We start from the raw sequence: 26,718 nt of genomic DNA, 5'->3' as shown, positions 1-26,718 counted from the left end.
GCAGACGGATCGAGTGGGGTGCTCAGCGCAATGGCGAACGACGAGAAGCTCGTCTCCTACTTCAAGAAGGTCACCGCCGACCTGTACCAGACCCGACACCGGTTGCGGGAACTGGAGCGGCGGAGGGGCGAGCCGATCGCGATCATCGGGATGGCCTGCCGCTTCCCCGGCGGGGTGACCTCGCCCGAGGGGTTGTGGCGGCTTGTCGCCGACGGCACGGACGCCATCGGCCCGTTCCCGGACACGCGCGGGTGGGACGTCGACGCCCTGTACGACCCGGACCCCGAGCAGGTGGGCAAGACCTACGTCCGCGACGGCGGGTTCCTCTACGGCGCCGACCGGTTCGACCCCGCGTTCTTCGAGGTGAGCCCCCGCGAGGCGCTGGCCATCGACGCGCAGCAGCGCCAACTGCTGGAGGTCGCCTGGGAGGTCTTCGAACGGGCGGGCATCGCGCCGCACACCGTCAAGGACAAGCCGGTGGGCGTGTACGCGGGCGTGATGTACGGCGACTACGGCCACCGGGTCCGGCAGGTCCCCGACGGCATCGAGGGCTACCTGCTGGCGGGCAGCGCGGGGAGCATCGCCTCCGGCCGCGTCGCCTACTCGCTGGGGCTGACCGGCCCGGCGGTGACCGTGGACACGGCGTGCTCGTCGTCGCTGGTCTCGCTGCACCTGGCCGCGCAGGGCCTGCGCTCGGGCGACTGCGAACTGGCGCTGGCGGGCGGCGTGACCGTCATGTCCGACCCGACCGCCTACGTGGAGTTCAGCAGGCAGCGGGCCCTGTCCCCCGACGGGCGGTGCCGCTCCTTCTCGGCCGACGCCGACGGCGCCGGGTGGGGCGAGGGCGTGGGTTTGCTGCTGCTGGAGCGGTTGTCGGACGCGCGGCGCAACGGTCACCGGGTGTTGGCGGTGGTGCGGGGTTCGGCGGTGAACCAGGACGGTGCGTCGAACGGGTTGACCGCGCCGAACGGGCCGTCGCAGCAGCGGGTGATCCGGCAGGCGTTGGCGAACGCCGGTTTGTCGCCGTCCGATGTGGACGTCGTGGAGGCGCACGGGACCGGTACTCGGTTGGGTGATCCGATTGAGGCGCAGGCGTTGTTGGCGACCTACGGGCAGGAGCGGGACCGGCCATTGTGGTTGGGGTCGCTGAAGTCGAACATCGGTCATGCGCAGGCCGCCGCGGGTGTGGCGGGTGTGATCAAGATGGTCATGGCGTTGCGTGAGGGGTTGTTGCCCAAGACGTTGCACGCCGAGGAGCGCACGCCGGAGGTCGATTGGTCCGCGGGTGCGGTGGAGCTGTTGACCGAGGCGCGGCCGTGGCCGGAGAAGGAAGGGGCGCGGCGGGCAGGGGTGTCGTCGTTCGGGATCAGCGGCACCAACGCCCACGTCATCCTCGAACAGGCCGACGAGCTGGTGGCGGAGGAATCCCCGGAGGAGCCGGTCACGCCCGTCGACCTGCCCGTGGTGCCGTGGGTGCTGTCGGCCAAGTCGGAGAACGCCCTGTGCGCCCAGGCGGAGCGGCTGCTGACCCGGCTGGACGACCCCTCGGCCGGTGACCCGCTGGACATCGCCTTCTCGCTGACCACCACCCGGACCGCTTTCGAGCACCGGGCCGTGGTGGTGGGGAACGGGCCGGTGTTGCGGGCGGGTCTGGCGGCGTTGGCGTCGGGGGGTTCGGCTCCGGGGCTGGTGTCGGGTTCGGTGGTGCCCGGTGGGCTCGGTGTGCTGTTTTCGGGCCAGGGTGGGCAGTGGGTGGGGATGGGCCGTGAGCTGCATGCGGCTTTCCCTGTCTTCGCCGAGGCGTTCGACGAGGTCTGTGCCGCGTTCGGCGACGGCTTGCGCGAGGTGGTGTTCGACGGTGCGGAAGATCTGGATGACACTGGTTGGGCGCAGCCGGGGTTGTTCGCTGTTGAGGTGGCCCTGTTTCGGCTGCTGACCTCGTGGGGTGTGTCGCCTGGGGTGTTGGCGGGGCATTCGATTGGTGAGTTGGCGGCTGCGCATGTGGCGGGTGTCTGGTCGTTGGGCGATGCGGTGCGGGTGGTTGCCGCTCGTGGTCGGTTGATGGCGGCGTTGCCCGCTGGTGGGGCGATGGTGGCGGTGCAGGCCACGGAGGAGGAAGTCACTGGTCGGGGTGTCGACATTGCGGCGGTCAACGGGCCGGACTCGGTGGTTTTGTCGGGTGATGAGCAGCAAGTTCTGGCGGTGGCGGCGGAGTTTGCCGCCCTGGGGCGGCGCACCAAGCGGCTGCGGGTCAGTCACGCTTTCCACTCCGTCTTGATCGAGCCGATGCTCGACGAGTACCGGGCGGTGCTGGAAGAGGTTTCCTACCAGGTTCCGAATCTGCCGTTGATCTCGACGGTGACCGGTGCGGTGGTGTCGGACGAGGTGTGCGACCCGGCGTATTGGGTCGGGCAGGTCCGCAGCACGGTGCGGTTCCACGACGCGGTCCAGGCTATGACGGCCGTGGGCACGTTCCTGGAAGTCGGTCCGGATGCGGTGCTGTCGGGGTTGGTCGACGGGTGTGTGTCCACCCAGCGCCGCGACCGCGAGCAGGTCCACTCGCTGGTCAGCGCGCTGGGCGCCCTGCACAGCCGGGGCGTGGCGGTGGACTGGCCAGCCTTCTTCGCCGGCACGGGTGCGCGCGTGGTCGACCTGCCCACCTACCCGTTCGAGCACCAGCGGTACTGGCTCGACGCGGGCAGCGGCGCCGGTGACATCGGAGCCGCGGGGCTCGGCGCGGCCGGGCACCCGCTGCTGGGCGCGACCGTGCGACTGGCCGATGGTGACGGCGTGGTGCTCACCGGCAGGCTCTCCCGGCGCACCCACTCCTGGCTCACCGATCACGTGATCATGGGCGCCACCCTGCTGCCGGGCACCGCGCTGCTGGAACTGGCGGTGCACGCGGGCGACCAGGTGGGTGCGAGCCGCGTCGAGGAGCTGACGCTCCACGCGCCGCTGCTGCTGCCCGAGCGGGAGGCCGTCCACGTCCAGGTCGTCGTGGGACCACCGGACGGCGACGAACGCCGCGAGGTGGGCGTCCACTCGCGCCCGGAGTCCGACGAGGACGGCTGGACCCGGCACGCGGCCGGTGTGCTCGTCCCCGACCGCACCGCGCCCGCCCCGCCGCCGGACCAGTGGCCCCCCGCCGGGGCGGCGGTCCTGGACGCCGAAGGGCTCTACGCCCGGCTGGCGGGGACCGGCCACGGCTACGGACCCGCCTTCCGGGGCCTGCGGGCGGCGTGGCGGGCGGGGGACACCGCGTTCGCCGAGGTGGAGCTGCCCGAGGACCTGCGCGCCGACGCCTCCTCGTTCGGCCTGCACCCGGCCCTGCTGGACGCCGCCCTGCACGCCATCGGGCTGAGCGGGCTGCTGCCCTCCGACGAGGGCCGGTTGCCGTTCACCTGGACCGGCGTGTCGCTGCACGCCGCGGGCGCGGGAGCCCTGCGGGTCGCGCTGACCCGCCTGGGCCCCGACACCGTGTCGATGGCGGTCGCGGACGCGTCCGGCGCACCGGTCGCGACGATCGGGTCCCTGGTGCTGCGGCCGGTGACCGCCGACCGGCTCCGCGAGCGCGGACCCGACGCGCTGTGGCACCTGGACTGGGTCGACCGGCCCTTCCCGGCGCGGTCCGGGGGCGGCACCTGGGCGGTGCTCGGGGACCGGGTCCTCGCCGGCGCCCTGCGCGGTGCGGGGCACCGGGTGGACGTCCGCGCCGATCTCGCCGAGCTGCTGCGCGCGGTGGACGAGGGCGCCACCACGCCCGACACCGTCGTGGTCGCCTGCCCGGCGGCGGGCGACGGCCCCGTGCCCGACGCGGTGCGCGACGTCACCACCGCCGCCCTGGCCCTCGTGCGGGCCTGGTCGGCCGAGCCGCGCCTCGACGGGGCCCGCCTGGTGCTGGTGACGGCCGGCGCGGTCGCCACCCGGCCCGGCGAGGACGTCACCGACCTCGCCCAGGCCGCCGCGTGGGGCCTGGTCCGCTCCGCGCAGACCGAGCAGCCCGGCCGGTTCGTCCTGGTGGACGCCGGGACCGGTGGCCCCGACGCGCTCGCCGCCGTGCTCCCCGCGGTGGTGGCCGGCGACGAACCGCAGGTGGCCCTGCGCGCCGGAGGGGCCGTCGTGCCCCGCCTGGCCCGCCCCGACGCACCCGCGGGTGCCACGCCGTTCGGCCCGGGTTCGACCGTGCTGGTCACCGGCGGCACGGGCGTGCTCGGTGGTCTGGTCGCACGGCACCTGGCGACCGCGCACGGCGTGCGCGACCTGGTCCTGGCGAGCCGCCGCGGCCCCGACGCGCCGGGCGTGGCGGAGCTGGTCGCCGAGCTGACCGACCTGGGTGCCCGCGTCCGCGTCGTCGCCTGCGACCTCGCCGACCGGGAGGCCGCCGCGGCGCTGGTCGACGCGGCCGACCCGACCGCGGTCGTGCACGCGGCGGGGCTCGTCGACGACGGCGTGCTGGCCTCGCTGACCCCGGAGCGGGTGGCGGGCGTGCTGCGGCCCAAGGTCGACGCCGCCTGGCACCTGCACGAGCTGACCGAGGACCGGGACCTGTCGGCGTTCGTGCTGTTCTCCTCGGCCGCGTCGGTCTTCGGCGGCGCGGGCCAGGCGCCCTACGCCGCCGCCAACGCCTTCCTCGACGCCCTGGCCGTCCACCGCGCCGCCAGGGGCCTGCCGGCCACCGCGCTCGCGTGGGGCTTCTGGGCCGAGCTGAGCGCCATGACCGAGAACCTGTCCGCGACCGACCGGGCCCGCGCGGCGCGCGGCGGCGTCGTGCCGATGCCCACCGGTCAGGGCCTCGCCCTGTTCGACGCCGCGGTGGCCACGCCACGACCCGCGCTGGTCCCGGTGCGGCTCGACCTGGCCGCGGTCCGCCGCGGCGGCGACGTGCCGGTCGTCCTGCGCGGCCTGGTCCGCGCGCCCGCCCGACGGGTCGTCGACGCGGGTGGGCACGGCACCGACGCGCTGCGGCGCAGGCTGGCCGGACTGGTCGGGACCGAGCGTGAACCCGCCGTGCTCGACGTGGTCCGCGTCGAGGTCGCGGCCGTGCTCGGGCACGCCTCGCCCGACGCGGTCGTGCCGGACAAGGCGTTCCAGGAGATGGGCTTCGACTCGCTGACCGCGGTCGAGCTGCGCAACCGGCTCGACGCGGCCACCGGCCTGCGGCTGCCGGCCACCCTGGTCTTCGACCACCCGAGCCCCGCGGCCGTCGCCCGCCTGGTGCTGGGCGAACTCGGGGAGGGCGGTGCCGTCCCGGCGGCTCCCGTCGGGCCCGCGCTCCCCGCGGCGGTCGTGGCGGGCGACCCGGTGGTCATCGTCGGCATGGCCTGCCGGTTCCCCGGCGGGGTGACCTCGCCCGAGGACCTGTGGCGGGTGGTGGCGACCGGCACGGACGTCGTCGGCCCCTTCCCGACCGACCGCGGCTGGGACCTGGACGACCTCTACGACCCCGATCCCGGCCGCATCGGCCGGACCTACGCCCGCGAAGGCGGTTTCCTCACCGCGCCCGACGAGTTCGACGCGGCGTTCTTCGGCATCTCGCCCAAGGAGGCACTGGGCCTGGACCCCCAGCAGCGGATGCTGCTGGAGATCTCCTGGGAGGTGTTCGAACGCGCCGGGATCGACCCGGCGGGCCTGCGCGGCAGCCGCACCGGGGTGTTCGTCGGCGCGGGCGGCCAGGACTACGCCAACCTGCTGCCCGGCTCACCCGAGGACTACCAGGGGTACCTGCTGACCAGCGGCTCGGCCAGCGTCATCTCCGGTCGGATCTCCTACACGTTCGGCTTCGAGGGACCCGCCGTCTCGGTGGACACCGCGTGCTCCGCCTCGCTCGTGGCCCTGCACCTGGCCGGGCAGGCCCTGAGGTCGGGGGAGTGCGACCTGGCCGTGGTGGGCGGTGTGGCACTGATGGCCACGCCCACCCTGTTCGTCGAGTTCAGCCGTCAGCGCGGGTTGGCGCCGGACGGCCGGTGCAAGGCGTTCTCGGCGTCCGCGGACGGGACCGGGTGGTCCGAAGGTGCCGGCGCACTGCTGGTGGAGCGGTTGTCGGACGCGCGGCGGAATGGTCATCGGGTGTTGGCGGTGGTGCGGGGTTCGGCGGTGAACCAGGACGGTGCGTCGAACGGGTTGACGGCGCCGAATGGTCCGTCGCAGCAGCGGGTGATCCGGCAGGCGTTGGCCAACGCCGGTTTATCGCCATCCGATGTGGATGCGGTGGAGGCGCATGGGACCGGTACTCGGTTGGGTGATCCGATCGAGGCGCAGGCGTTGTTGGCGACCTATGGGCAGGGTCGTGGTGAGCCGTTGTGGTTGGGGTCGTTGAAGTCGAACATCGGTCACGCGCAGGCGGCCGCGGGCGTGGCCGGTGTGATCAAGAGCGTCATGGCGCTGCGGGAAGGGCTGTTGCCCAAGACTCTGCACGTGGATGAGCCCACGCCGGAGGTCGACTGGGAATCCGGCGCGGTGGAGGTGTTGACCGAGGCGAGGGCTTTTCCCGAGACGGGTCGTCCGCGGCGGGTGGGTGTGTCGTCGTTCGGTGTGAGTGGGACGAATTCGCACGTGATCCTCGAACAGGCCCCGGACCAGCCTGCCGCGGAACCGGGGGAGGACTTGGCGCCGCCCGCCTCGGTGCCGTGGGTGTTGTCGGCCAAGACGCCGGCGGCGTTGCGGGCCCAGGCGCGTCGTCTCCTGTCCGGTGTGGACGGAGTGCGCCCGGTTGACGTTGGTTTCTCGTTGCTGTCGCGTTCGGTGTTCGAGCACCGGGCCGTCGTGGTGGGGGACGGGTCTGCGCTGCGGGCGGGTGTGGGTGCGCTGGCGTCGGGTGATTCGGCTCCGGGTTTGGTGTCGGGGTCGGGTGGTGTGGGTTCGCGTGTGGTGTTCGTGTTCCCCGGGCAGGGGGCGCAGTGGGCGGCTATGGCGGTGGGCCTGTTGGAGTCGTCGGGGGTGTTTGCTCGACGGTTGGGTGAGTGCGCGGCGGTGTTGGACCCGTTGACCGGTTGGTCGTTGTTGGAGGCGGTGCGGTCGGGGACTGGCTTTGATCGGGTTGATGTGGTGCAGCCGGTGTTGTTCGCGGTGATGGTGTCGTTGGCGGAGCTGTGGCGCTGGCTGGGTGTGGTGCCGGCGGCTGTGGTGGGTCATTCGCAGGGTGAGATCGCGGCGGCGTGTGTGGCGGGTGCGTTGTCGTTGGAGGATGCGGCGCGGGTGGTCGCTTTGCGCAGTCGCGCTATCCGGGCGTTGAGCGGGGCCGGGGGGATGGTGTCGGTGCCGTTGCCCGAGGAGCGGGTATTGCCGTTGTTGGGTGCGGGTGTGTCGGTGGCGGCGGTCAATGGCCCGTCTTCGACGGTGGTTTCCGGTGATGTGGCGGAGTTGGACGTGTTGGTGGCCCGCTGTGAGGCCGAGGGTGTTCGGGCTCGCCGGGTGCCGGTGGACTACGCGTCGCATTCGGCCCATGTGGAGGCGATCGAGTCCGAGCTGGCGGAGGTGTTGGCCGGGATCGAGCCGCGTGAGGCCGGGGTTCCGCTGTATTCGACCCTGGAAGGTCAGCGGATCGACACCACGGTGATGGACGCGGGCTATTGGTATCGGAATCTGCGGCGGACGGTGCGGTTCGAGCAGGGCATACGCGCCGCGTTGGCGGATGGGCATCGGGTGTTCGTGGAGGTCAGTCCGCATCCTGTGCTGGCGGTCGGGATGCAGGAGACCTTCGACGCGGTCGGGGTCGAGGCGGTGGCGGTGGGCACGCTCAAGCGCGACGAGGGTGGCCTGGACCGGGTGTTGCAGTCGGCGGGCGAGCTGTTCTGCCACGGTGTGGACGTCGACTGGCGGACGGTGTTCACCGATACCGGCGCCCGCACCGTCGACCTGCCCACCTACGCCTTCCAACGGCAGAGCTACTGGCTCATGCCCCGTGACCGCTCCGCGGCGGGTGACCCGGTGGGGCTCGGCGTCGCCGAAGCCGACCACCCGCTGCTGGGCGCCGCGGTGGAGCTGGCGGACGGTGAGCGGACCGTGCTCACCGGCAGGCTGTCGCTGCGAACCCACCCCTGGCTGGCCGACCACGCCGTGCTCGACACCGTGCTGCTCCCCGGCACCGGGTTCCTCGAACTGGCCACCCGGGCCGCACGCCAGGTGGGCTGCGACCGGGTGGAGGAGCTGACCCTGCACGCCCCGCTCGTCCTGCCCGACCGGGGCGCCGTCCATGTGCAGGTCGTGGTCGGCCCGCCCGACGGTGCGGCCCGCAGGGACCTGGCCGTGTACTCCAGGCCCGGGGACGGTGGCGAGTGGACCCAGCACGTGGCGGGTGCGCTCGGCACGACGCCCGCGGACGAGGTCGGCGAGGACCTGTCCGCGTGGCCGCCGGTCGACGCCGAGGAGTTCGACCTCACGGGCGTGTACGACCGGTTCCTGGACCAGGGCTACGGCTACGGCGCCGCGTTCCAGGGCCTGCGCCGGGTGTGGCGGCGCGGCGACGAGGTGTTCGCCGAGGTCGCCCTGCCGGCCGGGCACGAGGCCGAGGCGGCCCGGTTCGGCCTGCACCCCGCCCTGCTGGACTCGGCCCTGCACGCCTCGATCATCGGCCTGCACGGCGACTCGACCCGGGCGGTGCTGCCGTTCTCGTGGACGGGGTTCCAGCTGCGCGCCACGGGTGCGGCGGCGCTGCGCGTCCGGTTCCGCCGGCTGGGCGAGGGGTCCGCGGCGCTCACCGTCGCGGACGCCGCCGGCCGCCCGGTGGCCTCGGCCGACGCGCTCGTCGCCCGGCCGGTCACCCCCGACCAACTGGCCGCGGCGCGCTCCGCCCTGACCCACCGCGCGAACGCCCTGGACGCCTGGTGCTACCGCGTCCGGTGGACCGGTGTCGGCGACGCGCCGGACGCGAGCCTGACCGGCACGTGGCTGCTGGTCGTCGGCGAGGACCACGTCGACGACGAGTGGGTGTCGGCGTCCCGGGCCGCCGTGACGGCGCGGGGTGCCGAGGTGCGCGACGTCGTCGTGCCCGCCGACGCGGACCGCGGGTCGCTGGCCCGGCGGCTCGCGGACGTGGTCGCGGACCGCGGCGCGGTGACGGGCGTGCTGTCCTGGCTGGCCCTGGACGAACGCCCCCTGCCGGACCACCGGGGCGTGCCGGGTGGCCTGGCCCGGTCGGTCGCGCTCGTCCAGGCGCTCGACGACGCGGGCATCGCGGCCCGCCTGTGGCAGGCCACGCGGGACGCGGTGCTCGCCGCCGCCGGCGACCTGCTGACCGCCCCGCTCCAGGCGACGGCCTGGGGCCTCGGCCGGGTCGTCGCCCTGGAGCACCCCCAGCGGTGGGGCGGCCTGGTCGACGTGCCACCCGCGGTCACCGACCGGGCCGCGGCCCGGCTGGGCGAGGTGCTGGCGGCGGACCGGGACGAGGACCAGGTGGCCGTCCGCGACTCCGGGGTGTTCGTCCGCAGGCTCGCCCGCGTCCCGGCCGCCGAGCACGCCCCCGACGGCGGGTGGGCGCCCTCCGGCACCGTGCTGGTCACCGGCACCGGCGGCCTGGCCAAGCACGTCGCCCGCTGGCTGGCCCGCAACGGCGCCGAGCACCTGGTGCTCGCCAGCCGCAGCGGTCCCGCCGCGGCGGGGGTGGCCGAACTGGTGGACGAGCTGGCCGCGCTCGGCACGCGGGTCACCGTCGCCGCGTGCGACGCGGCCGACCGCGACGCGCTGGCCGCGCTGCTCGACGGGCTGCCCGCGGGCGAGCGGTTGTCCGCGGTGGTGCACACGGCGGGCGTGTCGCACGACGGCGTGCTCGACTCCGTGTCGCCGGACGACCTGGAGGTCGTGCTGCGGCCCAAGGTCACCGCGGCGCTGAACCTGCACGAGCTGACCGCGGACCGCGACCTGGACGCGTTCGTCCTGTTCTCCTCGGTCTCCGGCGGGCTGGGCTCCGCGGGCCAGGGCGCGTACGCGGCGGGCAACACCTTCCTGGACTCCCTGGCCCAGCGCCGCCGGGTGGAGGGGCTGGTCGGCACCTCCGTCGGCTGGGGCCTGTGGGCGGGCGAGGGCATGGCCGCGCTCAACGAGAACGAGGAGCGCATCCGGCGCCGCGGCTTCCGGCCGATGGACCCGGACGTCGCCGCGTCCGCCCTGCGCTGGAGCACCAAGGCCGACGAGCCCTTCGTCACGGTGGTGGACGTGGACTGGCGGCGGTTCGTCGCCGCCGTGCACGGCGGCACGCCGAAACCGCTGCTGCGCGACCTGCCCGAGGTGCGCGCCCTGGCCGCCGGGCCCGCGCGGTCGGCGGACCGGCCCGCCGGGGCGGACGAGGACCCGCGCGGGCGCCTGCTGGCCCTGTCCGCGGCCGAGCGGGACCGCGAGCTGCTGCGGCTGGTCCGGGGCGAGGTCGCCACCGTGCTCGGGCACGCGTCGGGCGCCGACGTCGAACCGGGCACGGCGTTCCGGGAGATCGGGTTCGACTCGCTGGCGGCCGTGCAGCTGCGCAACCGCCTCACCGGCGCGACGGGGCTGAAGCTGCCCGCGACGCTGGTGTTCGACCACCCGACGCCCACCGCGCTGGCGCGCCACCTCGCCGGGCGGCTCACGCCCGAGCCCGAGCCGGTCACCGTGGACTCGGTGCTGGCCGAGCTGGACCGGCTCGACGCGGCCCTGGCCGCGATCCCGCCGGACGAGCCGGGGCGGTCCGCGCTGGTCTCGCGGGCGCGCGACGTCCTCGCCCGCGTCGGCGCGGCGCCCGCGACCGCCCGCGCGGCCGCGCAGCGCCTCGGTTCGGCGTCGGACGACGAGATCTTCGACTTCATCAACAAGGAACTGGGCAAGTCCGAGTGACGGCACGGACCCCGACGGTTGCGGAGAGAGCGGTCTGCTGATGGAGAGCGAAGAGAAGCTCCGGGAGTACCTGCGGTGGGTCACCGCCGACCTCGTCCAGACCCGTGAGCGCGTGCGGGAGCTGGAGGGGCGGGTGGCCGAGCCGATCGCGATCTGCGGCGCGGCGTGCCGGTTCCCCGGCGGGGTGACCTCGCCCGAGGACCTGTGGCGGCTGGTGGCCGCCGGTGGCGACGCGGTGACCCGGTTCGCCGACGACCGGGGCTGGGACGTCGACGCCCTGTACGACCCCGAGGGCTCGCGGCCGGGCACGGTCTACTCCGACCAGGCGGCGATGCTGACCGGGCTGGCCGAGTTCGACGCGGGCTTCTTCGGCATCTCCCCGCGCGAGGCGCTGGCGATGGACCCGCAGCAGCGGCTGCTGCTGGAGGTCTCCTGGGAGGCGTTCGAGCGGGCGGGCATCGACCCCGGGTCGCTGCGGGGCAGCCGGACCGGCGTGTTCGTCGGCGCCAACACCTGGGACTACGCCCCGCCGCTGGCCCACGCGCCCGAGGAGGTCGCCGGGTACCTGATGACCGGCACCACGCCCAGCGTGATGTCGGGCAGGCTCGCCTACACCTTCGGCCTGGAGGGCCCGGCGCTGACCGTCGACACCGCGTGCTCCTCCTCGCTGGTCGCGCTGCACCTGGCGGTGCGGGCGCTGCGGGCGGGCGAGTGCACGATGGCGCTGGTCGGCGGTGTCGCGGTGATGGCGGCGCCCGGCGTGCTGCTGGAGTTCAGCCGTCAGCGGGGGTCCGCGCCCGACGGGCGGTCGAAGTCCTTCGCCGACGCCGCCGACGGCGTGGGCTGGGGCGAGGGCGCCGGGATGCTGCTGGTGGAGCGGTTGTCGGACGCCCGGCGGAATGGTCACCGGGTGTTGGCGGTGGTGCGGGGTTCGGCGGTGAACCAGGACGGTGCGTCGAACGGGTTGACCGCGCCGAACGGGCCCTCGCAGCAGCGGGTGATCCGGCAGGCGTTGGCCGATGCGGGTCTTTCCACATCCGATGTGGACGTCGTGGAGGCGCACGGGACCGGTACCCGGTTGGGTGATCCGATCGAGGCTCAGGCGCTGCTGGCGACCTACGGGCAGGGGCGGGACCGGCCGTTGTGGCTGGGGTCGCTGAAGTCGAACATCGGCCACACCCAGGCCGCCGCCGGCGTGGCCGGGATCATCAAGGTCATCATGGCGCTGCGGCACGCCGAACTGCCGGTGACCCTGCACGTCGACGCGCCGACGTCCCAGGTGGACTGGTCCGCGGGCGCCGTCGAGCTGCTGACCGAGGCGCGGCCGTGGCCCGCGGGCGACCGCGTGCGCCGGGCGGGGGTGTCGTCGTTCGGCATCAGCGGCACCAACGCCCACGTCGTCATCGAGGACGCGCCCGAACCGGAACCGGAGCCGGGGGCCGCGGTGGTGGTTCGCCCCGGGCCGGTGCCGTGGGTGCTGTCCGGCGCCTCGGAGGCCGGTCTGCGCGCCCAGGCGGCGAAACTGGCGGCGTCCCTGGGCGCCGACGTCCCGCCGCCGGACGTCGGCTGGTCGCTGGCGACCACCCGGGCGGCGCTCGACCACCGCGCCGTCGTGCTCGGCACCGACCTCGACGACCTCGTCCGCGGCCTGCGCGCGGTCGCGTCGGGCACGGCCGCGCCCGGCGTCGTCACCGGCTCCACCGCGCCCGGTGGGCTCGCCGTGCTGTTCACCGGCCAGGGCGCCCAGCGCGCGGGCATGGGTACCGGGCTCGCCGCGGCGTTCCCCGTCTTCGCCGCCGCGCTGGACGAGGTGTGCGCGGCGTTCGACCCGCTGCTGCCCGGCTCGCTGCGCGAGGTGATGGCCGGTGACCCCGCTGGCGCCCTCGACCGGACCGGGTGGACCCAGCCCGCCCTGTTCGCGTTCGAGGTGGCCCTGCACCGCCTGCTGGAGTCCTTCGGCGTCACCCCCGACTTCCTCGTCGGCCACTCCATCGGCGAGTACGCCGCCGCGCACGTCGCGGGCGTCTGGTCGGTGGCCGACGCGGCCCGGGTCGTCGCCGCGCGCGCCACCCTCATGCAGGCCCTGCCCGCCGGCGGGGCCATGGGCGCGGTGGGCGCCACCGAGGAGGAGGTGCTGGCCGAGCTGCCCACCCGGCCGGGTGTCGCCGTGGCCGCGGTCAACGGACCGCGGGCGGTGGTGGTGTCCGGGGACGAGGGCGGCGTGCTCGACGTCCTGGCCGCGTTCCGCGCCCGCGGCCGGAAGGCCAAGCGCCTCGCGGTCAGCCACGCGTTCCACTCGCCGCTGGTGGAGCCGGTGCTCGACCGGTTCCGCGCCGTCGTCGCGGGGGTGCGGGCCGAGGCGCCCGCGGTGCCGGTCGTGTCCACGCTCACCGGGGCCGTCGCGACGGCGGCCGACCTGGCCGACCCCGACTACTGGGTGCGCCACGTCCGCGAACCCGTCCGCTTCGCCGACGCCGTGGCCGCGCTCGCCGCCGAGGGCGTGCGCACCGCGCTGGAGGTGGGACCCGACGGCGTGCTCACCGCGATGGTGGGCGAGTGCGCCCCCGGGATCGCCGCGCTGCCGCTGTCCCGCCGCGAGCGCGACGAGCCCGCGGCCGCGCTCACCGCGCTCGCCGGCGCCCACACCCGGGGCGTCCCGGTGGACTGGGCGGCGGCGTTCGCCGACACCGGGGCGCGGACCGTGGACCTGCCCACCTACGCGTTCCAGCGCGACCGCTACTGGCTCGACGCCGGCGCGGCGCCGGGCGCGGACCTCGCGGCCGCCGGTCTCGGGCCGGCCGGGCACCCGCTGTTCGGCGCCGTCACCCAGCTCGCCGACGACGACGGGGTGCTGCTCACCGGTGTGCTGTCCCGGCGCGCCCGGCCGTGGCTGGCCGACCACGCGGTGCACGGCGCGGTCCTGCTGCCGGGCACGGTGTTCGTCGACCTGGCCGCGTGGGCGGGCGAGCAGGTGGGTGCCCGCCACGTGGCGGAGCTGACCCTCACCGCGCCGCTGGTGCTGCCGGACAGGGGCGCCGTGCGCGTCCAGGTCCTGGTGCGCGGCCCGGACGGGACCGGTGCGCGCGGGCTGACGGTGCACTCCCGGGACGTGGACGGCGAGTCCTGGACCCACCACGCGACGGCCGTGCTGACCGCCGCCGACCCGCACGTCCCCGCCGCGTCGACCACGCCGCCGCCGGACGCCGTCCCCCTCGACCTCGAAGGCGCCTACGACCGCGCGGCCGACGACGGCTTCGCCTACGGCCCCGCCTTCCGGGGCCTGCGGGCGGCGTGGCGCGCGGGCGACGAGGTGTTCGCCGAGGTGGCCCTGCCCGCCGAGGCCGCCGGTGACGACCTGGCCGCCTGGGGCGTGCACCCCGCCCTGCTCGACGCCGCCCTGCACGCCCTCGGCCCGGCCGGGCTGGTGGCGCCGGGGTTGCCCTACGCCTGGTCCGGGGTCACCGTGCACGCCGCGGGCGCGGCGGAGCTGCGGGTGCGGCTCACCCGCACCGGCCCCGCCACCGCGGCGCTGGTCGCCACCGACCCGTCCGGGCAACCCGTGCTCACCGCGGCGTCGCTGACCCTGCGGCCGGTGACCGCGGGCGGCGTGCGCCCGACCGCCGCCGACGCGCTGTTCCACGTCGACTGGGTGGAGCACCCCGTGCCGACGGGCGAACCCACCGCCCTGCACCTGGGCCCGGACGGGCTCGACGGCCTGCGCGCCCGGCTGCGGCGGGGCGAACCGCTGCCGGACCTGGTGGTCGCCGACCACCCGCGCGACCCCGACGGCCCCGGGCCGTCCACCGCGGTCGACGCCCTCGCCCTGGTGCAGGGGTGGGCCGCGGCCGAGGAGTTCGCGGGGGCGCGGCTGCTGCTGCTCACCCGCGGCGCGGTGGCGGCCCTGCCCGGCGACGCGGTGCCCGACCCCGGCCGCGGCGCCACCTGGGGCCTGGTGCGGACCGCGCGCCTGGAGCAGCCCGGCCGCTTCGCACTGGCGGACGTCGACGACGACCCCGGGTCGCTGCGCGCCGCCCTGGCCGTCGCCGCGTCCGGCGAGCCGGAGTGCGCGGTGCGCTCCGGGACCGCGCACGTGCCGCGGCTCGCCCGGGTCGGGACCGAGGACCGGCTCGACCTCCCCACCTCGCCGTGGCGGCTCGCCACCGGCGGCACGGGCACCGTCGACGGCCTCGTCGCGGTGCCGCACCCCGAGGCCGGGCGGCCGCTCGGACCGGGGGAGGTGCGGATCTCGGTGCGCGCGGCCGGGCTGAACTTCCGGGACGCGCTGATCACCCTCGGCGTGTACCCCGGCGCGGCGGCCCTGGGGTCGGAAGGCGCGGGCGTCGTGCTCGACGTCGGTGCCGGCGTGACCTCCTTCGCCCCCGGCGACCGGGTGTTCGGCCTGTTCCACGGCGTGCTCGGCCCCGTGGTGGTGGCCGACCACGAGGTGCTGGAGCACGTGCCCGAGGGCTGGTCGTTCACCGCCGCGGCGGCCGTGCCGGTGGTCCACCTGACCGCCCGCTACGGCCTGGTCGACCTCGCCGGGCTGCGCGCGGGCGAGAAGGTGCTGGTCCACGCGGGCGCCGGCGGCGTCGGCCTCGCCGCCATCCAGCTCGCCCGCCACCTCGGGGCGGAGGTCTTCGCCACCGCGAGCCCCGCGAAGTGGGGCACCCTCCGGGAGTTCGGCCTCGACGACGCGCACATCGCCTCGTCGCGGGACCTCGGCTTCGCGGACCGGTTCCCGCCGGTGGACGTCGTGCTCAACTCCCTGGCCGGCGACTACGTGGACGCCTCCCTGCGGCTGCTCGCCCCCGGCGGCCGGTTCCTGGAGATGGGCAAGACCGACGTCCGCGAGGGCGTGGCGGGCTACCGGGCGTTCGACCTGCTCGAAGCCGGGCCGGAGCGGATCGGGCGGATGCTGGCCGAGGTGCTGGACCTGTTCCGCGCCGGCCGGCTGCGCCCGGCGCCGGTCACCCCGTGGGAGGTCGCGGACGTGCGCTCGGCGGTGCGGCACCTGAGCGCGGCCCGCCACGTCGGCAAGCTCGTGCTCACCTTCCCCCGCCCCTGGGACCCGGCAGGCACCGTGCTGGTGACCGGCGCGACCGGTGCCCTCGGCGCCCTGGTGGCCCGCCACCTGGTGACCGCCCATGGCGCGCGGCGGCTGGTGCTGGTCAGCAGGAGCGGTCCGGGCGCGAGCGGCGCGACCGAGCTGCGCGAGGAGCTGACCGCGCTGGGCGCGGACGTCCGCGTGGAGGCCGTCGACGTGACCGACCGCGCCGCGCTGGCCCGCCTCGTCGACGGCCTCGCGGCGCCGCTGACCGCCGTGGTGCACGCCGCGGGCGTCCTCGACGACGGCGTGCTCGCCGCCCAGACCCCCGAGCGGTTCGAGGGGGTGCTGGGGCCCAAGGCGGGCGCCGCGTGGCACCTGCACGAGCTGACCGAGCACCTGGACCTCGCCGCCTTCGTGCTGTTCTCCTCGGCGGCGGGAGTGCTGGGCGCGCCCGGCCAGGCCGGGTACACCGCCGCCAACGCCGCGCTGGACAGCCTCGCGCGGCACCGCCGGGCACGCGGTCTGCCCGCCGTCTCCCTGGCGTGGGGCCTGTGGGGGGACGGCGCGGGCATGACGGCCGGGCTCGGCGCGGCCGACCGGGCCAGGATGGCCCGCGGCGGCCTGCTGCCGATCGACGCCGAGCAGGGCCTCGCCCTGTTCGACGCCGCGCTGGCCGCGGGACGCGCCGCGGTCGTGCCGGCGCGGCTCGACCTCGCCGCGTGGCGCCGGCGCGACGACGTGCCCGCGCTGCTGCGCGGCCTGGTCCGCGCGCCGGCGCGGCGGGTGGTGCGGCCGGCGGGGACCGGCGCCCCGGACCTGGCCGGCCAACTGGCGGCGCGGTCGACCGAGGAACGGCACCGGCACGTCCTGGACCTCGTCCGGTCCGAGGCGGCCGCCGTGCTCGGGCACGGGTCCGCGGCGGCCGTCGCGGTGGACAAGGCGTTCCAGGAGATGGGCTTCGACTCGCTCACCGCGATCGAGGTCCGCAACCGGCTCGCCGCGCTGACCGGCCTGCGCCTGCCGGCCACCCTGGTGTTCGACCACCCCACCCCCGCCGTGCTCACCGGCCACCTCCTCGACGAGCTGCTGGGTGGCGGCGCGACCGCGCCCGTCGTCGCCGCGCCGGCGTCGACGACGGGCGACCCGGTGGTCATCGTCGGCATGGCCTGCCGGTTCCCCGGCGGGGTGACCTCGCCCGAGGACCTGTGGCGGCTGGTGGTCGACGGCGTCGACGGCATCACCGGGTTCCCCGCCGACCGCGGCTGGGACCTCGACGGCCTGTTCGACGCCGACCCCGACCGGCCCGGCACCACCTACGCGCGCGGCGGGGGCTTCCTGCCCGACGCGGCCGGCTTCGACGCGGCGTTCTTCGGGATCTCGCCGCGCGAGGCGGTGGCCATGGACCCCCAGCAGAGACTGGTGCTGGAATCGGCGTGGGAGGTGCTCGAACGCGCCGGGATCGACCCGGCGGGCCTGCGCGGCAGCCGCACCGGGGTGTTCGTCGGCGCGAGCGGGCAGACCTACTCGTCGCTGCTGGCGCGGGACCCGGAGAACCGCGAGGGCTACCTGCTGACCGGCAACACCGGGAGCGTGCTGTCGGGTCGGGTTGCTTACACGTTCGGGTTCGAGGGTCCGGCGGTGACGGTGGACACGGCGTGTTCGTCGTCGTTGGTGGCGTTGCACCTGGCGGGGCAGTCGTTGCGGTCCGGCGAGTGCGACCTCGCCCTGGTCGGCGGCGTCGCCGTGCTGTCCACCCCCGACCTGTTCGTCGAGTTCAGCCGTCAGCGCGGGTTGGCGCCGGACGGTCGGTGCAAGGCGTTCTCGGCTTCTGCGGACGGGACCGGGTGGTCCGAGGGCGTGGGTTTGCTGCTGGTGGAGCGGTTGTCGGACGCCCGGCGGAATGGTCATCGGGTGTTGGCGGTGGTGCGTGGTTCGGCGGTGAACCAGGACGGTGCGTCGAACGGGTTGACCGCGCCGAACGGGCCCTCGCAGCAGCGGGTGATCCGGCAGGCGTTGGCCAATGCGGGTTTGTCTGCGTCCGATGTGGATGCGGTGGAGGCGCATGGGACGGGGACTCGGTTGGGTGATCCGATCGAGGCGCAGGCGTTGTTGGCGACCTATGGGCAGGGTCGTGGTGAGCCGTTGTGGTTGGGGTCGTTGAAGTCGAACATCGGTCACGCCCAGGCCGCTGCGGGCGTGGCTGGCGTGATCAAGAGCGTCATGGCGCTGAGGGAAGGGCTGTTGCCCAAGACCTTGCACGTGGATGAGCCCACGCCGGAGGTCGATTGGGAGTCCGGCGCGGTGGAGGTGCTGACCGAGGCCAGGACTTTCCCTGAGACGGGTCGTCCGCGGCGGGTGGGTGTGTCGTCGTTCGGCGTGAGCGGGACGAACTCGCACGTGATCCTCGAACAGGCCGATGTGGATGGCGAGGTCGTTCCGGACCGGGTGGGGCCGCCGGTTGTGCCGTGGGTGTTGTCGGCGAGGACCCCGGAGGCGTTGCGCGCCCAGGCGGCTCGCCTGTTGCCCGTGGTGGCCGACAGGTCGCCGGTCGATGTTGGTTTTTCGTTGTTGTCGCGTTCGGTGTTCGAGCACCGGGCAGTGGTGCTGGGGGGTGTTGACGGGCTGACGGTCGTGGCTGCGGGTGAGCAGCCTGCTGCGGCTCCGGTTCCCGGTGGTGGTGTGGTGTTCGTGTTCCCCGGTCAGGGGGCGCAGTGGGCGGCTATGGCGGTGGACCTGCTGGAGTCGTCGGAGGTGTTCGCTCGACGGCTGGATGAATGCGCGGCGGTGTTGGACCCGTTGACCGGTTGGTCGTTGTTGGAGGCGGTGCGGTCGGGGACTGGGTTTGACCGGGTTGATGTGGTGCAGCCGGTGTTGTTCGCGGTGATGGTGTCGTTGGCGGAGCTGTGGCGCTGGCTGGGTGTGGTGCCGGCGGCTGTGGTGGGTCATTCGCAGGGTGAGATCGCGGCGGCGTGTGTGGCGGGTGCGTTGTCGTTGGAGGATGCGGCGCGGGTGGTCGCTTTGCGCAGTCGCGCTATCCGGGCGCTCAGCGGGGCCGGGGGCATGGTGTCGGTGTCGCTGCCCGAGGAGCAGGTATTGCCGTTGTTGGGTATGGGTGTGTCGGTGGCGGCGGTGAACGGCCCGTCTTCGACGGTGGTTTCCGGTGATGTGGCGGAGTTGGACGTGTTGGTGGCCCGCTGTGAGGCCGAGGGTGTTCGGGCTCGTCGGGTTCCGGTGGACTACGCCTCGCACTCGGCGCACGTGGAGGCGATCGAGTCGGAGTTGGCCGAGGTGCTGGCGGGGATCGAGCCGCGCGAGGCCGAGATCCCGCTGCATTCGACGGTTGAGGGCGAGCCGGTCGGTGCCGCGCTGATGGACGCGGGTTACTGGTATCGGAATCTGCGGCGGACGGTGCGGTTCGAGCAGGGCATACGCGCCGCGTTGGCGGATGGGCATCGGGTGTTCGTGGAGGTCAGTCCGCATCCGGTGCTCACGGTGGGGATGCAGGAGACCTTCGACGCCGTCGGGGTCGAGGCGGTGGCGGTGGGCACGCTCAAGCGCGACGAGGGTGGCCTGGACCGGGTGTTGCAGTCGGCGGGCGAGCTGTTCTGCCACGGCGTGGACGTCGACTGGCGGACGGTGTTCGCCGACACCGGTGCCCGTGTCGTCGACCTGCCCACCTACCCGTTCGAGCACACCCGCTACTGGCCCGACCCCGCGCCGCCGACAGCCGCGCTCGACCCGTTGGACGCGGTCCTGTGGGAGTCGATCGACAGTGGTGACGTCGCGGCGGTGGCCGACGCCTTGGCCGTGCGCCCCGACGACGGGTTGTCCGCCGTCCTGCCCGCCCTCTCCTCGTGGCGGAAGCGGCGCGCGGAACTGGCCGAGGTCGACGGCCTGCGCTACCGCGTCGCCTGGCACCCGCTGCCCGCCGCGGACGTGCCGACCCCGTCGGGGACGTGGCTCGTCGTGGGCGGCGGGGACCGGGCGGGCGGTATCGCGGGCGACCTCGCCGCACGCGGCTTCGACGTCCGCCGGATCGAGGTCTTCGACGACCCCGCCCGGCTCGTCGAAGACCTGGCCGCGGTCGAGGTGCCCGTGACGGGCGTGCTGTCGCTGCTCGCCCTGGAGGACGACGCCGACGCGGTGACCGCCGGCGCGGCGCGCACCGTGACCCTCCTGCGCGCGCTGGGCGACGCGGGGGTCGGGGCGCCCCTGTGGTGCGCCACCCGCGGCGCGGTGTCCACCCAGCCCGCCGACCCGGTCACCGCGCCCGCGCAGGCGCTGCTGTGGGGTGTCGGCAGGGTCGCCGCCCTCGAACACCCCGACCGGTGGGGCGGTCTGGTCGACCTGCCCGAGCGGTTCACCCCGCGGGTCGTCGACGGGGTGCTGCGGGCGATCGCCGGCGCCACCGGGGAGGACCAGGTCGCGGTGCGCGACACCGGGGTGCTGGTGCGCAGGCTCGTGCGCGCCACCCGACCGGCCGGGCGCACCGCGTCGTGGCGACCCCGGGGCGCGGTGCTGATCACCGGTGGCACCGGCGCGCTCGGCGGGCTGGTGGCCCGGTGGGTGCTCGACCGCGGTGCCGAGCACGTGGTGCTGCTCAGCCGCGGCGGGCCGGACGCCCCGGGCGCGCGGGCCCTCACCGAGGAGCTCGGCACCGCGGTCACGGTCCTGGCCTGCGACGTCACCGACGCGGCCGCGCTCGGCACCGCGGTCGCCGCGGCCACCGGTGCGGTGGGGCCGATCCGCGCGGTCGTCCACGCGGCCGGGGCGGTGCACTTCGGCGCGCTGGCCGACACCACGGCCGCCGGGTTCGCGGACGCCGTCGCGACCAAGGTGGTCGGCGCGCTCAACCTGGACGCCGTGCTCGCGGGCACCCCGCTCGACGCGTTCGTGCTGTTCTCCTCGATCGCGGGCGTGTGGGGCAGCGGCGGGCAGGCCGCCTACTCCGCGGCGAACGCCTTCCTCGACGCCCTCGCCCAGCGGCGGCGGGCCGGGGGCGAACCGGCGACCGCGGTGGCGTGGGGCTCGTGGGGCGTGGGCATGCTCGACGACGAGCGCCGCGGGCAGCTCGACCGCGGCGGTGTGCGCGCCATGGCCGCCGACACGGCCCTGACCGCCCTGGACCAGGCCGTCGCCGACGGCGAGGCCGCCGTGGTGGTCGCGGACGTGGACTGGTCGCGGTTCGCGCCCACGTTCACGCTCCAGCGCGCCAGCCGGCTGTTCGACGCGCTGCCCGAGGCCGCCGACGCGGCGGACGTGCGGTCCGGACCGGACGACGACGGCGCGCTCACCCGGACCCTGGCCCGGCTGTCGCCGGCCGAGCGGGAGACCGCGGTGCTCGACCTGGTCCGCACCGGGGCCGCCGCCGTCCTCGGCCACGCCGGGCCGGACGCCGTGGACCCGGACCGGGCCTTCCAGGACATCGGGTTCGACTCGCTCACCGCGGTCGAGCTGCGCAACCGGCTCCGCGCGGCCACCGGGCTGGCGCTGGCCGCGGGTGTGGTCTTCGACCACCCCACCCCCCGGGCCCTGGCCCGGCACCTGGGCGCGGGCCTGGTGCCCGACGACGCGCCGGTCGACCGGGCCCTGGCCGGGATCGACCTGCTGGAGACCGCCGCGGCGACCGCGGCCGACGCGTTCGAGCGGGACCGCGTCGTCGGCCACGTCCGGGCGCTGCTCGACCGGATCGGCGGCGAGCGGGTCGAGGACGACACCGCCGACCTCATCGAGGCGGCGTCGGACGACGACCTCTTCGCCTTCATCAACACCGAACTCGGCAGGTCGGACCAGTGACGACGCCGGCGGACAGGGGGAGCGGACCCGTGCGCGCACAACAGGGGGAGCCCAACGGGGGCGGCACCGAGCAGAAGCTCCGGGACTACCTCAAGTGGGTGACGGCCGACCTGGTCCAGGCCCGCAAGCGGATCCAGGAGCTGGAGAACCGGCGACCCGAACCCGTCGCCGTCGTCGGCATCGGTTGCCGCTACCCCGGCGGCGTGAGGTCGCCCGAGGACCTGTGGCGCCTGCTGGACGAGGGCGCCGACGTCATCTCCGGCCTGCCCACCGACCGCGGGTGGGACCTCGACGCGCTGTACGACCCGGACCCGGACCGCTGGGGGACCTGCTACGCCACCGGGGGCGGGTTCCTGGACGACGTGGCGGGGTTCGACCCGCTGTTCTTCGGGATCTCGCCGCGCGAGGCGCTGGCGATGGACCCGCAGCAGCGCCTGCTGCTCCAGACGTCGTGGGAAGCGGTGGAGCGGGCGGGCATCGACCCCGTGTCGCTGCGGGGCAGCCGGACCGGGGTGTTCGTCGGCTCCAGCGTGCAGGACTACGCCCGGCTGCTGGAGCGGAGCCCCGGTGGGCTGGAGGGCTACTTCCTCACCGCCAACGCGAGCAGCGTGGTGTCCGGGCGCATCTCCTACACCCTGGGCCTGGAGGGCCCCGCGGTCACGCTGGACACGGCGTGCTCGTCGTCCCTGGTGGCGCTGCACCTGGCCGCGCAGGCGCTGCGCGCGGGGGACTGCGCGCTGGCGCTGGCCGGCGGGGCGACCGTGATGGCGACCCCCGGGATGCTCCAGGTGTTCAGCCGCCAGCGGGGCCTGTCCCCGGACGGGCGCTGCCGCTCGTTCGCGGAGGCGGCCGACGGCACCGGCTTCGCCGAGGGCGCCGGGGTGCTGCTGCTGGAGCGCCTTTCCGACGCCGAACGCCACGGCCGGCGCGTGCTGGCGCTGCTCACCGGCTCCGCGGTCAACCAGGACGGCGCGTCCAACGGGCTCACCGCGCCCAACGGGCCCGCCCAGCAGCGGGTCATCCGCGGCGCACTCGACTCGGCCCTGCTCCGCCCCGCGGACGTGGACGTCGTGGAGGCGCACGGCACGGGGACCCGGTTGGGTGACCCGATCGAGGCGCAGGCGTTGTTGGCGACCTACGGCCAGGAGCGGGACCGGCCGTTGTGGCTGGGATCGCTGAAGTCGAACATCGGCCACACCCAGGCCGCCGCCGGCGTGGCGGGCGTGATCAAGGTGGTGCTCTCCCTCCGGCACGGCCGGGTGCCCAGGACCCTGCACGCCGAGGAGCGCACCCGGCAGGTGGACTGGTCCTCCGGCGCGGTGGAGCTGCTGACCGAGGCGCGGCCGTGGCCGGCCGGTGACCGCCCGAGGCGTGCGGGCGTGTCGTCGTTCGGGGCGAGCGGCACCAACGCGCACGTGGTGGTCGAAGAGGCGCCCGCCCGGCCGGAACCCGAGCGGGGGACCGCCCCGCCGGTCGTCCCGTGGGTGCTCTCCGCCCGCACGGGGGCGGCACTCGCCGCTCAGGCGACCCGCCTGGCCACCGTCGACGCCGATCCGGTCGACGTGGGTCTTTCCCTGCTGTCGCGTTCGGTGTTCGAGCACCGGGCCGTGGTCGTGGGTGGTGGTCGCGGGGAGTTGGTGTCGGGTTCGGTGGTGTCCGGTGACCTGGGTCTGTTGTTCACCGGTCAGGGTGGGCAGTGGGTGGGGATGGGCCGTGGGCTGCATGCGGCTTTCCCTGTCTTCGCCGAGGCGTTCGACGAGGTCTGTGCCGCGTTCGGTGATGGTTTGCGCCACGTGGTGTTCGACGGCGCGGAGGATCTGGATGACACCGGTTGGGCGCAGCCGGGTTTGTTCGCTGTTGAGGTGGCCCTGTTTCGGCTGCTGACCTCCTGGGGCGTATCCCCAGGGGCGTTGGCCGGGCATTCGATCGGCGAGTTGGCGGCTGCGCATGTGGCGGGTGTGTGGTCGTTGGATGACGCGGTGCGGGTGGTGAGTGCTCGTGGTCGGTTGATGGCCGCGTTACCCGCCGGTGGGGCGATGGTGGCGGTGCAGGCCACGGAGGACGAGGTCACTGGTCGGGGTGTCGACATCGCGGCGGTCAATGGGCCCGATTCGGTGGTTTTGTCGGGTGATGAGCAGCAAGTCCTGGCGGTGGCGGCGGAGTTCGCCGCCCTGGGGCGGCGGACGAAGCGCCTGCGGGTCAGCCACGCCTTCCACTCCGTCTTGATCGAGCCGATGCTCGACGAGTACCGGGCGGTGCTGGAACAGGTTTCCCACCAGGCTCCGAGCCTGCCGCTGATCTCGACGGTGACCGGTGCCCTGGTCTCGGACGAGGTGCGCGACCCGGAGTACTGGGTCCGGCAGGTCCGCGGCACGGTGCGGTTCCACCAAGCGGTCCAGACCATGACGGCGTCCGGGGTGGGCACGTTCCTCGAAGTCGGTCCGGATGCGGTGTTGTCGGGGTTGGTCGACGGGTGCGTGCCGGTCCAGCGCCGCGACCGCGAGCAGGTCCACTCGCTGCTGACCGGGTTGGCCCGGCTCCACGTGCGCGGTGTGGGGGTCGACTGGCAGGTCTTCTTCGCCGGCACGGGTGCGCGCGTGGTCGACCTGCCCACCTACCCCTTCCAGAACCGGCGGTACTGGCTCGACGTGTCGCCGCCGGAGGTGGGCGACCGCGTGGCGGCGCCCGACGTGCTGCCGACCGGGCCGGACGCCCACCCCGGTGCGCTGTCCGCCCGGCTCGCCGCGACGCCGCGGCCGGAGTGGGAAGACCTGCTGCTGGAGCTGGTCCTGGACCAGACCGCGCGGGTGCTCGGCTTCACCGCCGACCACGCCCCGGACCCGGACGGCCCGTTCGGTGAACTCGGTTTCGACTCGTTGACCACCGTCGAGCTGGTCGACCGGCTCAGGACCGCCACCGGGACGAGCCTGCCCGCCACCGCCGTGTTCGACCACCCCACGCCGCGGCTGCTGGCCAAGGTGCTCACCGCCGCGCTCGCCGAGCCCGGCGCCCGCCGGCCCGAGACCGGGCTGCTGGCGGCGTTCCGGGCGACGTGCGTCGGGGGCAGGCCGGCCGAGGGCTTCGCGCTCCTGGTGGCCGCGGCCGACCGGCGCCCGCGAACGGGGCGTCTCGCGGCGGGAACCGCGGTCGTGTTCAGCAGGGGCGACGAGCTGCCCCCGCTGCTGTGCTTCCCGTCGGTCGTCGCGCCGTCGAACCCCTACCAGTTCGCGCGGTTCGCCGCCGGGTTCCGCGGCGCGCTCGACCTGGCGGTCCTGCGCTACCCCGGCTTCACCGCGGGCACGCCGCTGCCGAGGACCCGCGCGGACGTCGTCGCGCACCTGGCCGGTGCCGTGCGCGAGCAGGCCGGTGACGCGGGCGCGGTGCTGGTCGGGTACTCGTCCGGCGGTTGGCTGGCGCACGCGGTGGCGGAGCACCTGGCGGCCGCGGGCGCACCGCCCGCGGGAGTCGTCGTGCTCGACTCGCACCTGCCGGGCAGCCCGCAGCTCGCGGAGATCCAGGCCGACCTGCTCGCCGCGATCTACGGCCGGGACGGCGACGTCGACGACGCCGAGCTGACCGCGATGGCGGCGTACCTGCGCCTGTTCGAGGACTGGGCGCCCGGCGCGACCGGCGTGCCCACCCTGGTCGTCAGCGCCACCACCCGCCGGGGTGCCGGTCCCGCTCCCCGGTACCGGGTCGAGTGGCCCGGTCCCCACCGCGCCGTGCACGCGGCCCTGGACCACCTGTCCCTGATCGACGAATCCGCCCACTCGACCGCCCGGGTCGTGCGCGACTGGCTCACCGAGGAGTGCTCCCATGCCTGAACCCGCGAACGGCGCCACCGCGAACCCCCGGACGCTGCTCGGTTGGGACTTCGTCCAGGACCCGTACGCGGTCTACCGGGGGATGCGGGACGACGCCCCGGTGCACAAGGTCGTGGTCAAGACGCTCACCGTCGAGCTGAACGCCTGGGTGGTGACCCGCTACGACGACGCCCGGCGGCTGCTGGCCGACCGGCGGCTGTCCAAGGACGGCGACCAGATGCCGCGCATCGTCGAGCGGCACAAGGTGGGCACCGAGCGCACCGACACGCCCGTGGTGCGCAACATGCTGTTCAGCGACCCGCCGGACCACACCCGGCTGCGCCGCATCATGGGCCGGGCGTTCACCGTGCGCAGGGTGCAGACCATGAGGCCGTGGATCGAGCGGACCGTCCACGAGCTGCTGGACCGGGTCACGCCGGGCGCGGTCACCGACGTCGTGCGGGACATCGCCCTGACCCTGCCGATCTCCGTCATCGGCAGGCTGCTGGGCGTCCCGGACGACCGGCACGAGGACTTCCGGGCCTGGAACGGGGTCCTGACGAGCGTGACCGCCGGCATGGCCGAGAAGCAGGCCGCGTTCCGGGCCGCGGGCGCCTGCATCGCCGCCCTGATCAAGGCCAAGCGCGCAGACCCGGGTGACGACCTGATCGGCGCGCTCGTCGAGGCGGGCGACGGTGACGAGGCCCTGGACGACGACGAACTGCTGTCCACCGTCTTCCTCGTCATGAACGCCGGCTACGAGACGACCGCGAGCATGATCAGCAGCAGCGTGCACGCCCTGCTGGTCGACCCCGGCGCGCAGCGGGCGCTGCGCGCCGACCCGGCCCTGGTCCCCGCGGCGGTCGAGGAGTTCCTGCGGTGGGAGAGCCCGCTCAACCTCGCCACCGCCCGGTTCACCGTGGCGCCGGTCCTCGTCGGCGACGTGGTCATCCCCGAGGACGAGCTGGTGTTCATCTCGCTGGCCGCGGCGAACCGCGACCCGGGTCGGTTCACCGCACCCGATCGCCTCGACCCGGCCAGGCCGGCCAATGCCCACGTCTCCTTCGGGCACGGCATCCACCACTGCGTCGGCGCGCCGCTGGCCCGCCTGGAAGGCGAGGTCGTGCTCCGCGCCCTGCTCGACCGGTTCGGCTCCTGGGAATTGGCCCGGCCGGCCGCGGATCTGGTGTGGCGCAACAGCCTCCAGTTTCGTGCGCTGGATGCCCTGCCGGTCCGGTTTCACCGCGTGTGAACCCCGTGCGAACCTTTCGC

The 26,718-nt window shown here is 75.0% G+C and carries 3 protein-coding genes and 1 pseudogene; all 4 read left to right on the top strand.

Features of this window, described 5'->3' with window-relative positions; all coding sequences use genetic code 11:
• The first annotated feature begins 30 nt into the window (after positions 1-30).
• The 4 genes and pseudogenes from EKG83_RS24475 to EKG83_RS24440 all read left to right on the top strand — a co-directional run bounded on the left by EKG83_RS24475 (position 31) and on the right by EKG83_RS24440 (position 26,698).
• Positions 31-10,800 (top strand): type I polyketide synthase, encoded by a 10,770-nt coding sequence (locus EKG83_RS24475; RefSeq protein ID WP_153278347.1) that lies wholly within the window; start codon positions 31-33, stop codon positions 10,798-10,800.
• A gap of 40 nt (positions 10,801-10,840) precedes the next feature.
• Positions 10,841-21,643: a type I polyketide synthase gene (locus tag EKG83_RS48180; protein WP_228122184.1), complete on the top strand. Its 10,803-nt coding sequence runs from the start codon at positions 10,841-10,843 to the stop codon at positions 21,641-21,643.
• 65 nt (positions 21,644-21,708) lie between these two features.
• Positions 21,709-25,467 (top strand): annotated as a pseudogene (locus tag EKG83_RS24445) (type I polyketide synthase); the annotation flags it as partial.
• Positions 25,460-26,698, top strand: coding sequence for a cytochrome P450 family protein (locus tag EKG83_RS24440; protein WP_051767049.1), 1,239 nt, complete (start codon positions 25,460-25,462; stop codon positions 26,696-26,698). The pseudogene EKG83_RS24445 and the gene EKG83_RS24440, both read left to right, overlap by 8 nt.
• Positions 26,699-26,718 lie beyond the last annotated feature (20 nt).

The sequence above is a fragment of the Saccharothrix syringae genome (genome assembly GCF_009498035.1).
GTDB classification, from domain to species: domain Bacteria; phylum Actinomycetota; class Actinomycetes; order Mycobacteriales; family Pseudonocardiaceae; genus Actinosynnema; species Actinosynnema syringae.
Note: the sequence above shows the minus strand (reverse complement) of the source record. Positions and strands in the feature narration are given on the sequence as shown.

Coding starts and splice junctions, on each gene's coding strand:
- EKG83_RS24475 (WP_153278347.1), top strand. CDS start 31: ATGGCGAACGACGAGAAGCTCGTCTCCTACTTCAAGAAGGTCACCGCC.
- EKG83_RS48180 (WP_228122184.1), top strand. CDS start 10,841: ATGGAGAGCGAAGAGAAGCTCCGGGAGTACCTGCGGTGGGTCACCGCC.
- EKG83_RS24440 (WP_051767049.1), top strand. CDS start 25,460: ATGCCTGAACCCGCGAACGGCGCCACCGCGAACCCCCGGACGCTGCTC.